This window comes from Bradyrhizobium sp. Bra64, assembly GCF_024519875.1.
GTDB classification, from domain to species: domain Bacteria; phylum Pseudomonadota; class Alphaproteobacteria; order Rhizobiales; family Xanthobacteraceae; genus Bradyrhizobium; species Bradyrhizobium japonicum_G.
This window is the reverse complement of record NZ_JALJRD010000010.1, coordinates 24,443-38,209: the sequence shown is the minus strand read 5'-3', so window position 1 is coordinate 38,209 and position 13,767 is coordinate 24,443. Positions and strand designations below refer to the sequence as shown.

The 13,767-nt window shown below is 65.2% G+C and carries 19 protein-coding genes and 1 pseudogene; 7 read left to right on the top strand and 13 right to left on the bottom strand.

The features are described 5' to 3' along the window. Positions 1-258: 258 nt before the first annotated feature. On the bottom strand, positions 259-618 hold the full coding sequence (locus tag NR187_RS25025; protein ID WP_211385549.1) for a cytochrome c: 360 nt from the start codon (positions 616-618) through the stop codon (positions 259-261). Positions 619-813: 195 nt separating this feature from the next. On the opposite strand from NR187_RS25025, the gene NR187_RS25020 reads away from it, so the two are divergent. The 3 genes from NR187_RS25020 (at position 814) to NR187_RS25010 (ending at position 1,783) form a co-directional block, all read left to right on the top strand. After that, complete coding sequence (locus NR187_RS25020) at positions 814-987, top strand: hypothetical protein (RefSeq protein WP_018644642.1); 174 nt, start codon at positions 814-816, stop codon at positions 985-987. Positions 988-1,096: 109 nt separating this feature from the next. Then, positions 1,097-1,447: a zinc ribbon domain-containing protein YjdM gene (locus NR187_RS25015; protein WP_211385547.1), complete on the top strand. Its 351-nt coding sequence runs from the start codon at positions 1,097-1,099 to the stop codon at positions 1,445-1,447. A 180-nt stretch (positions 1,448-1,627) separates the two neighbouring features. After that, positions 1,628-1,783 (top strand): hypothetical protein, encoded by a 156-nt coding sequence (locus tag NR187_RS25010; protein ID WP_249129321.1) that lies wholly within the window; start codon positions 1,628-1,630, stop codon positions 1,781-1,783. A gap of 16 nt (positions 1,784-1,799) precedes the next feature. Here NR187_RS25010 and NR187_RS25005 read toward each other — a convergent pair whose 3' ends face one another. Both NR187_RS25005 and NR187_RS25000 read right to left on the bottom strand, forming a co-directional pair. Beyond that, entirely contained in the window at positions 1,800-2,723 is a 924-nt protein-coding gene (locus tag NR187_RS25005) for a DMT family transporter (protein WP_211385546.1), read from the bottom strand. 80 nt (positions 2,724-2,803) lie between these two features. Then, the gene (locus tag NR187_RS25000) at positions 2,804-2,950 is read right to left on the bottom strand and encodes a hypothetical protein (RefSeq protein WP_256807994.1); all 147 of its coding nucleotides are present in this window, start codon (positions 2,948-2,950) and stop codon (positions 2,804-2,806) included. A 33-nt stretch (positions 2,951-2,983) separates the two neighbouring features. Between NR187_RS25000 and NR187_RS24995 the strand changes: the two genes are divergently transcribed. After that, positions 2,984-3,310, top strand: a complete 327-nt coding sequence (locus NR187_RS24995) for a helix-turn-helix domain-containing protein (protein WP_256807992.1) — start codon at positions 2,984-2,986, stop codon at positions 3,308-3,310. A 381-nt stretch (positions 3,311-3,691) separates the two neighbouring features. Here NR187_RS24995 and NR187_RS24990 read toward each other — a convergent pair whose 3' ends face one another. Next, positions 3,692-3,946 carry a hypothetical protein gene (locus NR187_RS24990; protein WP_211385544.1) on the bottom strand — a complete coding sequence of 85 codons (255 nt, stop codon included), beginning with the start codon at positions 3,944-3,946 and terminating at the stop codon, positions 3,692-3,694. 438 nt (positions 3,947-4,384) lie between these two features. Further along, on the bottom strand, positions 4,385-4,549 hold the full coding sequence (locus NR187_RS24985; protein WP_211385809.1) for a Flp family type IVb pilin: 165 nt from the start codon (positions 4,547-4,549) through the stop codon (positions 4,385-4,387). Positions 4,550-4,906: 357 nt separating this feature from the next. Between NR187_RS24985 and NR187_RS24980 the strand changes: the two genes are divergently transcribed. Beyond that, a complete protein-coding gene (locus NR187_RS24980) occupies positions 4,907-6,217 on the top strand; it encodes a hypothetical protein (RefSeq protein ID WP_256807991.1) in 1,311 nt (436 codons plus the stop codon). A gap of 12 nt (positions 6,218-6,229) precedes the next feature. Here the strand turns inward: NR187_RS24980 and pdxY are convergent, their stop codons facing one another. The 3 genes and pseudogenes from pdxY to NR187_RS24965 all read right to left on the bottom strand — a co-directional run. Then, positions 6,230-7,042 carry a pyridoxal kinase gene (gene pdxY, locus NR187_RS24975; protein WP_256807988.1) on the bottom strand — a complete coding sequence of 271 codons (813 nt, stop codon included), beginning with the start codon at positions 7,040-7,042 and terminating at the stop codon, positions 6,230-6,232. A gap of 47 nt (positions 7,043-7,089) precedes the next feature. Then, entirely contained in the window at positions 7,090-7,731 is a 642-nt protein-coding gene (locus NR187_RS24970; protein ID WP_211385541.1) for an FMN-binding negative transcriptional regulator, read from the bottom strand. A 91-nt stretch (positions 7,732-7,822) separates the two neighbouring features. Beyond that, positions 7,823-7,945, bottom strand: a pseudogene (locus NR187_RS24965) (TetR/AcrR family transcriptional regulator); the annotation flags it as partial. A gap of 275 nt (positions 7,946-8,220) precedes the next feature. On the opposite strand from NR187_RS24965, the gene NR187_RS24960 reads away from it, so the two are divergent. Further along, positions 8,221-8,565, top strand: coding sequence for a multidrug efflux SMR transporter (locus tag NR187_RS24960; protein ID WP_256807987.1), 345 nt, complete (start codon positions 8,221-8,223; stop codon positions 8,563-8,565). Further along, positions 8,565-9,134 carry a TetR/AcrR family transcriptional regulator gene (locus tag NR187_RS24955; RefSeq protein WP_256808147.1) on the top strand — a complete coding sequence of 190 codons (570 nt, stop codon included), beginning with the start codon at positions 8,565-8,567 and terminating at the stop codon, positions 9,132-9,134. The genes NR187_RS24960 and NR187_RS24955 overlap by 1 nt, the downstream gene beginning before the upstream one ends. A gap of 47 nt (positions 9,135-9,181) precedes the next feature. On the opposite strand, the gene NR187_RS24950 is transcribed toward NR187_RS24955, so the two are convergent. The 5 genes from NR187_RS24950 to NR187_RS24930 form a co-directional block, all read right to left on the bottom strand. Continuing rightward, positions 9,182-9,514 (bottom strand): hypothetical protein, encoded by a 333-nt coding sequence (locus tag NR187_RS24950; protein ID WP_256808146.1) that lies wholly within the window; start codon positions 9,512-9,514, stop codon positions 9,182-9,184. A 171-nt stretch (positions 9,515-9,685) separates the two neighbouring features. Continuing rightward, positions 9,686-9,892, bottom strand: a complete 207-nt coding sequence (locus NR187_RS24945; protein WP_211385538.1) for a hypothetical protein — start codon at positions 9,890-9,892, stop codon at positions 9,686-9,688. A 284-nt stretch (positions 9,893-10,176) separates the two neighbouring features. Then, the gene (locus NR187_RS24940; RefSeq protein WP_211385537.1) at positions 10,177-10,455 is read right to left on the bottom strand and encodes a hypothetical protein; all 279 of its coding nucleotides are present in this window, start codon (positions 10,453-10,455) and stop codon (positions 10,177-10,179) included. Between the two features lie 181 nt (positions 10,456-10,636). Next, positions 10,637-11,665, bottom strand: a complete 1,029-nt coding sequence (locus NR187_RS24935) for an SH3 domain-containing protein (RefSeq protein ID WP_256807986.1) — start codon at positions 11,663-11,665, stop codon at positions 10,637-10,639. A 160-nt stretch (positions 11,666-11,825) separates the two neighbouring features. After that, positions 11,826-13,748, bottom strand: coding sequence for an FAD-binding monooxygenase (locus NR187_RS24930; RefSeq protein WP_256807984.1), 1,923 nt, complete (start codon positions 13,746-13,748; stop codon positions 11,826-11,828). Positions 13,749-13,767 lie beyond the last annotated feature (19 nt).

Here is a 13,767-nt window from a genome sequence, read left to right as displayed (position 1 = left end):
GGAGGAAGCCCCGCGCGGTCCGACATTTTCGGAATCACAGCAGCCTGAAACCCTTCAGGATTTCTACTGTGCATGGGGTTGTTTTCGAACTTTTTGCTTGTCCGGCACAGGTCCACCCCTACGCCGCGTCGGCATCCTCGGGCTTGGGGCCCGCCACGAGCCCGTCGAGGCTGACCATCAAGAGATCCGCGATGTGCATGAGCTGGTAGCCGCGGCACGCGTCATCGACGATGCGTGATCCGGAATCACCGGCTGCGGCTAATTGCTTCTCAAGCTCAGAATATAGTTCGACAGCGCATCGGCCTGCTCCGGCGAGATCACCAGATTCGGCATGTTCTGATGGCTGGTCCTCCAGAACACCTTGAGCGACAGCGCGGTGGTGCCGCTCCGGTTTGCGACCGCCTGGAAACTCGGGGCCTCGTCGAACAGCCCGGCCATGCGCGGCTCGACCGCGTGGCACGGCTGACACCATGCCAGCGCAAGACGATGTCCCTCCGCTGCCGAGCGTGAGGCGGGCCTGGATGCGCCGCCGGCCGTGTGGACGACGCTGAAGAGAAACAGCAGCGACAACGCGATCAGGATGCCGAGGCCGACGTAAATTCGAACGCTGCGCGACATGGTCTCACCTCGCCATTGCTGCGTAGCTCGAGAGCGTAGGTCGATGCGGGCAGACCAGGTTGACCTGCATCAAGAGATCGGCGACGGCCGGCATTGCCCGAATGACGGGGCGACACGATGGGTGGCGCGGATGCCCATCGCGAAAATGACGGACATCGCTTACGCTGAGGCCCATCCACGATCAGGAGGATCACCATGAACGGCAACCGCTATTACGGCGTCCGCGTCGAGGGCGCGAAATACGGCGTCGGCTTCGGCTCGGCGCTGGCGATCGCGATCTCCTACACCAACAACCATTCGATCCTGTGGGCGATCATCCACGGCATCCTGGGCTGGCTCTACGTGATCTTCGTCGCGCTGTTTCGGTGATATCGCACCGGCAGGCGACGACGGGCGCAGGCAGCCCGCAGCTTTCCCTTGCATTCCCGTTCCCCGCCCCTACGGTGCGCCGCGCACGCGACCGGAGACAACACCAACCATGACTGACGCCGTGAAATGCCCGAAATGCAATTCGGAGCATGCCTATCAGGATCGCGATCTCTGGATCTGCCCGGAATGCGCCCATGAGTGGAGCACCGCGGCCGATGCGGCCACGGATGCGCCGCAGGAAGCCAGCGTGCGCGATGCCCACGGCAATGCGCTCGTCGACGGCGACAGCGTCATCGTGATGAAGGACCTCAAGGTCAAGGGCTCGTCCTCGGTGGTCAAGGGCGGCACCAAGGTCCGCAACATCCGCCTGCAGGACGCCAGCGACGGCCACAACATCGCTTGCAAGATCGACGGCATCGGCGCGATGAACTTGAAGTCGGAGTTCGTCAAAAAGGCATAGCAACCCGCCGTCCTGTTCCGCACGCGATGGGCCGTATGTTCAAAAGTGGACATACGCCCGCGCCGCGGCCCGGTATCCCAGTCGGCAGCAACTGGCGAAGACGCAATCAGCCAGTTGCGGGAGGACCGTCCGCTGAACCAGCCCGAGTGCAAATTCGAAAGTCTGAGCGATCAAGCCGTTTTGAGGCTGTACGACAACATCCGGCATCAGGTCGCAGCCGACAAGGCGCTGGGAAGCAGATACCGGCTGCTCGGCACCTCCGCCAGGCAGCGCGCCGAGCAGCTCAGGCAGGAGCTCGACGAGCGCGGCCTGAAGTTCGCCGCGATCGACTGGTGAGCCTGCAAAGGCAATTTCAGGAGCGCTGCCGCTGCGCCAGGTAGAACCCGCACAGCACCGTCACCAATCCCGCCGTCTGCAACATCGTCGGCGGCTCACCGAGCAGCAGCCAGCCGGTGAGCACCGTCAGCGCCGGCACGCAGGCGGGCACCACGGCGGCGCGGGCGACACCGAGGCGCTGCACCGAGACGGCGAACAGATAGAGCGCGGCGGGGCCGGCGAGCACGCCCTGCGCCAGCGCCTGGATGGCGTTCTCCCTGACGCCGATGGCCGCGACATGCGCGAGACCGACGGTCGCGATGTAGATCGGCAGCAGCAGCAGCGACAGCACGTTGATGACGAGGGCTGCCGACACCGCCGAGACACGCCAGTGGCGCAACAGCGTGCCGAAGCCGGCGAACATCAATCCTGTCAGCACGAAGGTCAGATCGCCCAGCACGCCGTCGGCGCCGATATGGCCGATCGATTCCGCGCCGATCACACCGAGACCGCCGACGATGACGAAGGCGCCGGCAAAGCGCGAGACGGAGACCTTCTCCTTGAGAAACAACGCGGCGAGCAGCAGTCCCCCGAGCGTGGCGCAGGAGGGCTGGATCACGCTGCCGTGGCCGAGCGGCACGAACAGGAAGCCGGTGTAGGAGATCAGCGACATCACGGGGCCGCCGAGCACCATCAGCACAAGGCCCCTGCCCCAGCCGATGCCGCAGAGATCGGAGATGCCCGCGCGGAGCACCAGCGGCAGGAAGGCGATGCCGCTCCAGACGTAGCGATGCACGAGCAGATCGACCGGCGTGAATCCGACCTTCAGGCCGTGCCGCGTGCCGGCAAAGCCGAGCGCCCAGAACACCGCCGCGGACAGGCCGCAGACGACGCCGATCAGTGCCGGCGCCGCATCGTTCTTCTGGGTGAGAGCGTCAGCGCCGCTCGTTCGCTGATCCATGGCGCAAGCCTTATGTCAGCGCGCGAGCCGGCTCAACCCACGCGGCTGCAGGGCTGGCACGCAGCGGCAGGCGCGCCTGCTCATCGTGCCTCCTCGCCGAACACCATCCGCCATCCCTTGCGCGTGTCCATGTATTCCCTGACCTTTCGGATCGTGTCGCCGGCCACCGTGAACACGAAACAATAGTCGTTCTCGTACGGCCTGCCGCCGGCAAGCGTGGCGCGCATCCGCTCCTCGACGATCACGACATCGCCGCCGGCATGGACGGCGCGGTCGCGCGCGCGGTGAAGCTGATCAACGACGGCGCGCTCGACGCGGAATCGGTGGTGTCTCTCGCGATGCGGCTCGGCATCTCCTCGCGCCATCTGGCGCGATTATTCGAGCGCCATGTCGGCGCCACGCCGCGGCAGCTTGCGAAGACGCTGCGGGTCCAGCGCGCAAAACGCCTGCTCGATGCCGGCGGCCGCACCATGACCGACATCGCGTTCCAGGCCGGCTTCGGCAGCCTGCGGAGATTCAACGCCGCGTTCGCCGAGTTCTACGGCCGCGCGCCGTCGAGCTTGCGCGCTAAAAAAAACCGGGGCTGAGATCGAGCCCGTAACTCAGGCTCAGAACGAACACGAACAGCGCGGCGGCTGCGAACAAGGCGAGATGCTTGAGGATAAATGCGCGCGGCGAGGCGCTTGCAATAACGGCTTTCTGTACAACGGGCATTACGGCTCCATTATGAAAATGATTCTTGGCCGCTCAATATTCGGCACCCGCATCAGGCGCCCCGATCCGCAAAGCAACTATTAAGGAGATCACACTCGCCTTGAACGGCCGTACACAACCGGCACATGGGCGCGCTTTTTCTTGCCGCGATTTTCTCAATCCGCAAAAAAAGACCGCGCTCCCCGAAGGGAACGCGGTCCAAGCAGTCTCGGAAGGAGACGAGCCTCAATCAATTGTCTTCGGGCGAACTCAGATCAGCGAGCGGTGCCCGTCGTGACGCCGGCAGTCTTGACCTTGCGCGGCGTCAGCACGCGGATTTGGTGGACCGAAGCGACGGTGGTCGGCGCGGTTGCCTGCTGCTCGACATCGGCGGCACCGAGCACACGCACCTGCAGGGGGGAGACCGGAAAACCGTTGGCCTCAAAGGTCGGCAGCTCGGCGGCAAACGCCGCGGTGCTGCCCGCGATCGTCAGGATAGCGGCGGCGATCGATAGAGTTTTCTTGTTCATTGGTGATGCTCCTGATGGAAGGGTTGGAGCATATTTATGCAGGATTTGCTGCATTGCGACATGCGTTGCTGCATTGCAATATCGCGCTTGGCGCATGACGATATGTTTAATCCGCACAAAGCCTTGGCCGAATCACGCCGGGCGCGACATGACGCTTTTGTGAGCGGTCCTCAGACGCCGAGCACATTGCCCCAGCCGTCGTGTCGGAGAGCCGATCGTGCAGCATCGCGGGCTCGGTGGGGTCGAAGGCGTCCATCAGACGAAACGAGGAATGCGTCATCGCCGACCGATGCGCCGGCCGCGGCAAGGTTGCCGCAAAGCATCAGCCCGCCCGGCGTCATGGCAAGCCCAGCGGAGCTACGCGAAGCGACCGTTGATCGCTTCGCTCTGCTCCAAATGACGATGTTGATGCAGTGACCTGGGGCCACGCCACGCAGCTTATTTCAACGCCGTTGCCAGCGATTGCAGCTTTGCGACGAGATTGGTGCCAAGCGCATAGATGATCTCGATGATGGCGAGCGCGATGCCGGCTGCGATCAGGCCGTATTCGATCGCGGTCGCGCCGGATTCATCGGCGGCAAATTCGGCCAACAGGCATTTCAATTTCACGATCCTATCCTTCCCAACTTCACCGGAATTGCCGGCGCGCGAAAAATGCCTCATCACAATCCAAGATTGAGTAAACTCAACTGCTTCAAGTTGACGCCAATGCGTGCTCCATTTGCCGGCTATGTCACGCCGTGGCCCCCATGGAACCCGCAATGGAACCCGCGTTGCGCCCGCGCAACACCTCGCCGAAAAGCCCGTTTTCGCCGAATTGCGCCATTGCGCCGCCACACCGTCCTCCGAACAATCGACGCGCGACGTGCCTTTTCGTGCAAGACTGTCCGTTCAGGACTGTTGGCATCAAGACTGTTCGGACAAGAGAGGTCCCAACAGACCCGTTTGGAGGCAGGGATCATGAATGATCGGCGGTCTCTTCTGGTGGCGGTCTCCTGCCCTTCGGCGGTTCTCGCCGGCTGGCTGGCGCTCTCTTTGTCCGCCTATGCGCCTGCCCTCATCGAAAATAGTGGCGCCAATGCTGCCGCCGTCTCGCGCGCAAAGGATCTTAGCCGGCTCGACCTCGCTGACATCCCGCGCGCTGCAGTCATCGAGGATGGCGTTGCCTTGACTGCCGACATCGCGGCCGCAGTCGCTGCAGAACCTGAACCGACGGCTACTGAAGCGGCAACGCCCGAGGAGGCGCCAGCTCCCTCCATCAAGCTCGCCTCGGCCGATCCGGCGCTGATCTTGCCGAGCGAGCCGCCCTCCGCGCCGCAGCTTGCGCCTGACCCGGCACCGGTCGTCAGCGAGGCTGCTCCGGCTCCGGCACAGGAGCCCGCGATCAAACTCGCGTCCGCCGATCCCTCCGAGATCGTGACGACTGACGCGCTGTCCCCCGCGGCGATCGCGAGCGGACCCACTGCCGCAGCGAGCAAGGCCTCACCGTCTGCAGACACCGTCGCCGTGCTGGACGAATGCTTCGTCATGGACGCCTGCATCGACCGCTACCTCTGGGCGCTCTACCAGCGCACGCCCAAGGAGGACTCGATCAAGGTCGAGGATCGCCGCGCCGTCACCGTCAAGCGCAAGGGCAGGATGGTCACGGTGATGCGCAGCTTCACCAAGCTCGTCGACGAGGACTTCGGCTGGAAAGATCCGAAGGCGGCCGAGCACGCGAACATGTCGATGACGGATTACGTCATCGGCGGCATGGACAAGAGCTTCAAGCGAAAACTGTTTCGCACGCTGCTCGCCGCTGAAGCCGCCGGCCTCTCGCCGGGCATCACCAGCGCGTTCCGCGACGACTACCGCCAGTCGATCGCAAGCGGCCTGAAGGCCGCCTCCGACCGCTCCTATCACGGCGGCAGCACGCGCGGCGGCTACGGCCACGGCATGGCGGCCGACATCGTCAGCACCAAGGGCGACAATCGCGCACAGCGCTGGGTCTCGACCGAGATCCTGTGGAAATGGGTCGATGCCAACGGCAAGGCACTCGGCATCGGCCGGCCCTATCTCGGCCGCGATCCGCCGCATGTCGGCCCGATCGATGGTCAGGAATACGTCTCGAAGCGGGGCACGGCAGACCGCAAGGAAGCGGCCAACGCCAGGCCGAAGAAGACGCGGGCGGTAGCCAGCGCCAGGCCGCCCAAGGCACAGGCCGCGCGCGAGCAGAAGAGCCCGGCCAAGCCGCAGAAATCGGCGCAATCGGCCGGCAAGCGCGCGACCTGAAGCCGTTATGGCTTACTGGCCCGACGTCGGCAGCGGCACCAGCCGCATCTCTGCGGTGCCGGCCTGCTGCGTGCGCACCAGCACCGCGAAGATGGTCTCGACCGCGAGCCGCACCGCCGCCTCGGTTGCTTTGCCCTTGGCCAGATGCGCCGCGATCAGCCCGGTGAGGAGATCGCCGGTGCCATAGGGCCGGATCGGCAGGCGCGGCGTCGCAAAGCGCGACAACTGACCATCAACACACAGAATGGTCTCCACCTGCCCTTCGACCGTGTCGGCGAGCGTGCAGCCGGTGGCGACGACGTCGATGCGGCCGGTCCCGGCCAGCGCGGCGCACGCCGTTCGCAGGTCCTGGGCGTCCGCGACCGCGAGGCCTGCGAGCAGCCCGAGCTCGAACTGGTTCGGCGTGGTCAGGTTCGCGGCCGGCAGCAGACGATGCCGAACCACGTCCAGGATGCCGTCGGCGACATAGACGCGGCCGTCATCCCCGATCACGGGGTCGCAGAGATAGACGAGCTTCGAATTGCGGAGCAGCGCCCGTTCGACGAAATCGGCGACGACGGCAGCATTGCCGGGCGAGCCGAGATAACCTGTGACGAGCACCACGGCCTCGTCGACGAGATCGCGCTCCTCGAGGCCCTGCAGCAGATCTGCGACGAGCTCTGTCTCCAGCACCCGGCCCCGCAGGCTCGGATAGCGCGGGTGGTTCGACAGCAGCGTCGTCGGCAGCGCCGCGACGTTCACGCCCTCCGCCTGCATGGCATAGGCGGCTGCGCTGTTGCCGACATGGCCGTGGACCACCTGGCTCTGAATGGAGATGACGAGCATGTGGAGGTCCGTAGGATTAAAAGTAAGGCGGCGCAAGATAGCCCGGATCACGAAAGATCATACCCAAGCCCCGGCCGCAGCGCCTGCATCTTCCGCGCCAGCCGCCGATGCCCCGTCTCCTCCGACCGCGCCAGCCGATCGGCGACCGCGACATGATCCGTATCGCCCTTGTGCTGGTTGAGCTTGGCCTGCCCCTCGACCTCGTCCACCACGAGGTCGATGACGCGGATCGCAGCCAGCATGCTCTCGCGCTTGTCCGGCTCCATCCGCGCGAGGTCCCAGGGCTGCTTCGGTAACCGCGCCTCGGCGACTGCCAGCAGCGCATCGCCGTGCCCGCGGTTCTCGTCCAGCCCGCGCAAATGCGCCACACCCGACAGGTGCACCGCCTCGTAGAGCCAGGTCGAGACGTTGTCGCGCGAAGAATACCAGTCGTTGGAGATGTAGGCATCGTCGCCGGCAACGATCAGCAGCAAACGTCTCGTGCCGTCCGCGAGCGGAACGAGCGGATTTCTTGCGGTGAGATGAATCTGCACGATGGCCTGACCGTCATGCCGATCCAGCACGAACGGCACGTGCGAGGCCCGCGGACCACGCTCATCCGCCGCCACGATCACGCCAAAGCCGCGCTGGCTTGCGAATTCCAGCGCGCGCTGCTCCTCGATGCGGAATTGGGGACGGAGGAGATGCATGGCGCGGCGCTCGATGGCTGGACGAGGATGGCGCGAGGTTAACCCATGATCAGGCCAAATCCGAAACGATATTGGGCCGTGAACGCAGATGTCAGGAATGATCTCGGCGCCGGGCCAGTTCGCTTAGATAGGCGCAGAACATGTCCGCCATCCCGTCGGCATGGCGCGCGATCTCCGCCCCGCTGCGCGGCGTCTCCGAGAATCGCTTGCCGACCTATCTATCCAGCGACCTTGCCGAGGACGTCGAACTCTCCGTACGGATCAACTGACGCCACATCTGCCATGCTACTTCGAAGCCGCCGCAAATTCATCCTGCGGCGGCTTCGTGTTTGTCGGTGACCTATCGTGGAACATTACGGCCAGGCCGCGTACTGTCCGTGTCGCAGGCTCGTCACTCACACGTGATAGCAGCCCCTGGCAAGAGCCACATTCCACGTGTCAAACATACCTACCGCGCGGTATCTTTGCTGCGCTACGTTCGAGCTTGCCATGACCACCACCTTCAATGCCTACGCCATGCTTGCCCTCGCCATCGTCCTCGAGGTCACCGCGTCCGCCTTCCTGCAGCAATCGGCGCAGTTCACGCGGCCGTGGCCGACGCTGGCCATGGTGCTGTTCTATGTCGCCTCGTTCTACGCGCTGTCGATCGCGATCCGGGTCATCCCCTTGAGCATCGCCTACGCGATCTGGGGCGGGGTCGGCATCATCCTGACTGCCACCGTTTCCTTCGTGCTGTTCCGCCAGATGCTGGACGCCGCGGCGTTCGTCGGCATCGCGCTGATCGTGTCCGGGGTCGTGGTGATCAACCTGTTCTCGGAGACCACGGTGCATTGATGCCGCCAAGCGCCTATACCCGAGCCAAGCAACCGGAGCAGGTCCGGCGCGCCCTGCTCGACTGCGCCGCAGCCATCGCAATGGACCATGGCGTCGCCGGCGTCACCGTGCAGGCGGTGGCGGCGGCGGCCGGGGTCACCAAAGGCGGGCTGTTTCATCACTTCGGCAGCAAGCAGGCACTGATCGAGGGCCTGTTCGCCGATCTGCTTGCCCGCGTCGATGCCGAGATCGACGCCGCAATCGAGTCCGATTCCAGGCCGGGCGGCAGTTTTACGCGCGCCTACGTCAATGCGGTGTTCACCGGAAAGGCCTTCGGCTTCGCGACGCCCTGGGCGGCGCTGAGCATGGTCGTCGTCACCGATCCGCCGCTGCGCCGGCTCTGGAACGACTGGATCAAGGCGCGACTGAAGCGCCACCGTACGACAGACGGCACGCCGGAGCTCCACGTCGTCCGCCTCGCCGCCGACGGCGCCTGGCTGTCCTATGTCACGACGGGACAGACGCGCATGAGCGCCGAACTACGCGTCGTGCACGACCGGCTGATCGCACAGACGTATCGGCGCGCGTAGCTGCTCCGCTCACCGCCCCCCATAGCCCGGGATGGAGCGAACGCAGGCTACTGGCTTTGCGTTGGCTTGGGCGGACGCGGCGCGGATTTGGACGGCTTGGCACCCGGCTTGGCGCCCGGCTTGGCCGCAGCGCGCGGCGGCGGCGTATCGACCGACACCAGATAGGCGGCGAGCGCCTTCGCCGTGTCCGAACCGGCGACGTAATGGTCCTTCAGGAACCAGGACAGCGTCAGGCTGAAGCGCCCCTTGGCAAGGCCGCGCGGGCTGCGATGGCAGGTCGCGCAACCATCGGCGAAGAGCTTTTCCGGCGACTTTCCGGCATCCAGATTTTGCGCGACGGCAACCGTCGCCGTCAGGACGGCGGCGGCTGCAAGAACCATCAGGGGCGCGATCAGGTCGCGCCCCGGTCGAAACAGCGATGTCAAACGTCGTCCCCCAGCAGGATCCGGAAAAGTGCGCCGCTGTCTTCCGAGGCGATCATGCGCAAACAATAACCTGAAGCGTGACGACAATGCATCCCAATCTCATCGCGCTTCAACCCCGCCTTGCGGTCAGGCCGCCAATAGCTGATCGAATTCGGGCGGCGCGTAGGCCTTGCCGTCCTGGTCGGTGATGACGACCTTCCATCCCTCGCTCGCCCAAACCCTTGCCTTCGCTACGATGACCAACCGGCTCTCGCGAGCAAAACTGCACTTCTCGTTGTCGCGTTCTGCGACCATCTTGTAGGCCAATGCGCATCCCCTTGCGTTGCCCCGCACCCGCTCTTCTCGTGGCAGCGGGCTTTGGCCGCAATTCGCCGGGAGCGTGGCAATTTGGTGCCGTCCGCGGCAGCATTGTGCGGTTCCCGCCAAGCGAGGAGCTTGATCGTGCGCCGCATCATGAATGCGATTCTGCTTGTCGCGGACTTGCCCGGTGAGGACCTGCTGGGCGCAGCACCCGCAGCGGTGCAGATCTCGATCCGCGCCTGCCACCCAGAGTCGGCAGCCGAGCCCGGTTCCGTCGCCGCCGCGACGAAGCCGATAGCATCGGGTCCGCGCTCCGATCAGTGGACGCGGATGATATGGGGGCGGCCGAGATCGATCAGCCCCTGCACCGCCGAGAGGCGGTCGTCGAGGGCTGCGATGGTGAGCAGCAAATTGTTGCGACGCTCGTCCAGCATGCCCATCTCGGCGCCGGAGAGTTTTGTGCTCGTTCGCTCCTTGTGAATCCCGTCGAGGGATTCGCGCAATCCGGCAATCAGGCCGGACAGCTGCTTGGCTTCCTTGGTCATCGACCGCTTCGCGACACTTTGGCGGCGGCTCTCCGCCTGGTTCTGTCTCATCGTCATCCTCCCGTGCCCCGCTGCCCCGAGTGGATGCTTACAGCTTTGAGTAGACCTATTACGATCGATGAAATCTGCCCGCGAAGAACTTTCTTAAATTGTACGCGCAGGGAACCGGTCCGGATCAAACAGAAAGCCCGGCGCGAGCGCCGGGCTTTCCTTGCAAACATCGGAGCGTTTTCTAGTGCTTCTGGTGGCCGCCACCGGGGCCGCCGGCCGGCGCACCGCCGCCGCGCGGCGCCGCGTTCATGTGAGGGGCACCACCACCGCCGCCGCCGACATGCGGCATCGCAGGTGCGGCCGCGCGCGGCGCCGGCATCTGGGCATGCGCGTTCATCGGCGGGCCGTGGCTCACATTCGGCTGGGCGACATGCGGCATCGCGGGCCGGCTCGCAGGCGCGGCTGATACTCGCGGCGCCCCATGTGCGCGCGCCACGTCGTGCGCGCGCGCCATCGGTTGCGCACGCACCGCGGCGCGCTGTGCGGCCTGCTCGTGAAGGACGCGGGCCTGTGCATCGCGCGGATTGCGGCTCTGCACGCTGGTCCGCTCATGAGCGATGCGCTCGCTTCGTCCAGCGCGCGTCCGGTCGGTCGCTACCGCAGCATCGCGCCTGGCGATGGCGGCGTCGTGCCGTGCCGTTGCGGCATCACGGCCGGAGACCGCGGCGGCGCCCCTGGCCTTTGCACCGTCCGACTTGGCACCGTCAGCCTTGGCACCGTCGCGTCCGAGTGCGATCGCCGCATCGCGCGTTGCCGCGCGGCCGATGCGGGCCGCATGCGGATCGATCGTCAGTCGCGTCGCGAAGCGCTGATGCGAACTCCAGTAGTTATTCCAATAGGCATGGCGCCGATACCAGGGCCTTCCCTCGTAATAGCTCGACCAGTACGAGGTCAGCACGAAGGGAACGACTGGCACGTCGATCTCGTCGACATAGTCGGGCAGATAGACGTAGTGATTGCGGTAGAGATATTCGAGATATTGCGACGATACCCAGCCGCGGTCATCCGAGAAGCTCACGTCGCACCAGGCATTGCCGCGCAGGCAGCCATGGATGTTGACGCGGGCGCCCTCGGGGATGCGATCGACCAGGGGAAAGCCCGAACCCGGCCCGGCTCGCAGGCCGGTCGAGACGGTAACCACGCCCGGGGCGGCCAGTGCGGCCGTCGGGGCGAGCAGCAATGCGGCAAGCAACACGCTTCTCAATCTCATGGCGAAGTCCTCCTCGTTGGAGTCGGAACGCGCCAGCGGAACAGGCGTTCCGCCGGGGATGGACTTATCCGCCGAAAGATCGAAACGGAGGCCGCGCGCGGTTCAATATTCATTCGCCGTTCATCGGCGCGGCGCGCAAGACAGCGCGCAAAGACCGCTGTCAGTCCACCTGCCGCATGAACCCGTCGAAGTACGCAGCAAGTGCAGCAAAATCGTCGAGCGGCAACACGCTCGCGACATACTGATCCGGCCGCACCACGACCACGCAACCCGCCTTGCGGTCGATGCCACGCATGGCGAAAACGTCGTGACCATTCTTGATATCCGGGCAGAACATCTTCTCGTAGTCGATCAAGCCGTAGCGGCCTTTGCGCGGCAGCAGCAGCGACGGCATCGCCTCGACGGCGAGTTCGCGATGATCCTGCTGGAAGACCGCGCGCAGGTCGATCACGCTGTCGACGTCGGCGCCAACGGGCGTATAGCGCTTCACCGGCGATTGCCCGGCGTCGCTGAGGAAGTCGCACAAGGCACGAATGGCCGAGCCCGGTGCTGCCGGATTTTCCGCGGGCGAAAACGCGTAGATGCGGAAGCGACCATCGGCCTGCGCTGCGTGACCGAGATGCACCGGCTTGGCGTCGGCAAGCCGGATCACCGGCGCGGAATGGAAGCGCGTTCCGATGACGTAGCCGTGCGCCAGATGCTGGTGGGACGTCGCGCCGGTGAGAGCCGACGCGCGATAATGCGTCGCCGTGCCCGCGGTGTAGCGACCGTGCCTGACGAAATAGTCCTGGGTCCTGGCGGCATCGGCGCCGCCGGCCTTGGCGGCGGACGCAAGGATTCCCGCCCATTCGCGGTCGAAATCGATCAGCTCCTTCGCAACCGCCTGGCGCTCCGCCGAGTAGGAGTGCAAGAGACCCGGTGCACACTGCTTGCGGAGGACGGCAGCGAGCTTCCAGCCGAGATTGAACGCGTCCTGCATCGAGACGTTCATGCCCTGCCCCGCCTTCGGACTGTGGGTATGGCAGGCATCGCCGGCGATGAAGATGCGCGGCAGACGCGTCGCGATCTCGGCCTCCGGCACGTCGTCGAACTTGTCGGTCAGGCGCTGGCCGATCTCGTAGACCGACCACCAAGCGATTTCCTTCACCTCCAGCGTATGCGGCTTCAATACCCGTTGCGCTCTCGCAATCACGTCGGCGGCGGTGATGTTGCGGTTGGCGACGCGCTCGCCGACGTCGAGTTTTGCAAGCTCCACATAGATGCGGACCATGTAGCCGCCTTCGCGCGGAATGATCAGCAGGCTGCCGTCCTTCGCCGACTGGATCAGGGCCTTGAAGCGGATGTCCGGGAAATCGGTCACCGCCAGCACGTCCATCACGCCCCAGGCGTGGTTGGCGGAATCGCCGTGCAGCTCGCGGCCGATCGATTTGCGCACCGTGCTGCGTGCGCCGTCACAGCCGACGACATAGCGCGCCTTGACCGTCTCGATCTTGCCCTCGTTTCCGGCATCGATCCGTTCGAGCCGCACCGTCACGGCATGATCGGCAGGCCCCGCGGCCGGATCGACCTCGAGGTCGAGCAGGCGGCGACTGTAATGGGGTTCGAGCCCGGCCGGCGATTTGCGCATGGTGTCGAGAAAACCGTCATGAATGCGCGCCTGGTTGAGAATGACGTGCGGGAATTCCGACAGCCCGTCCTCGACGTCCTGCACCCGGCCACTGCGGACGATGTTTTCCGGCGTGCGCTCGTCGGGCTTCCAGAACGTCGTCTCGTTGACCCAGCAAGCCTCCTTCAGCACGCGCTCGCTGAAGCCATAGGCGTGGAACATCTCCATGGTGCGGCAGGCGACGCCGTCGGCCTGCCCGACCAGCAGGCGTCCCGGCTTCTGCTCGACGATGCAGGTCTTGATCTCGGGGAATTGCGCAAGCTGCGCAGCGAGCGTCAGGCCCGCAGGGCCGCAGCCGACGATGAGGACATCGACCTCTTCAGGCACGGCGCCCGCTGCGCCCGAGTCCGGAACGCGCGCGGCGGGATCGGCGATTTCAGGATCGCCCGGCTGAAATCCATTGAGATGGAATTGCATCAGCACCTCTCCCATTAGC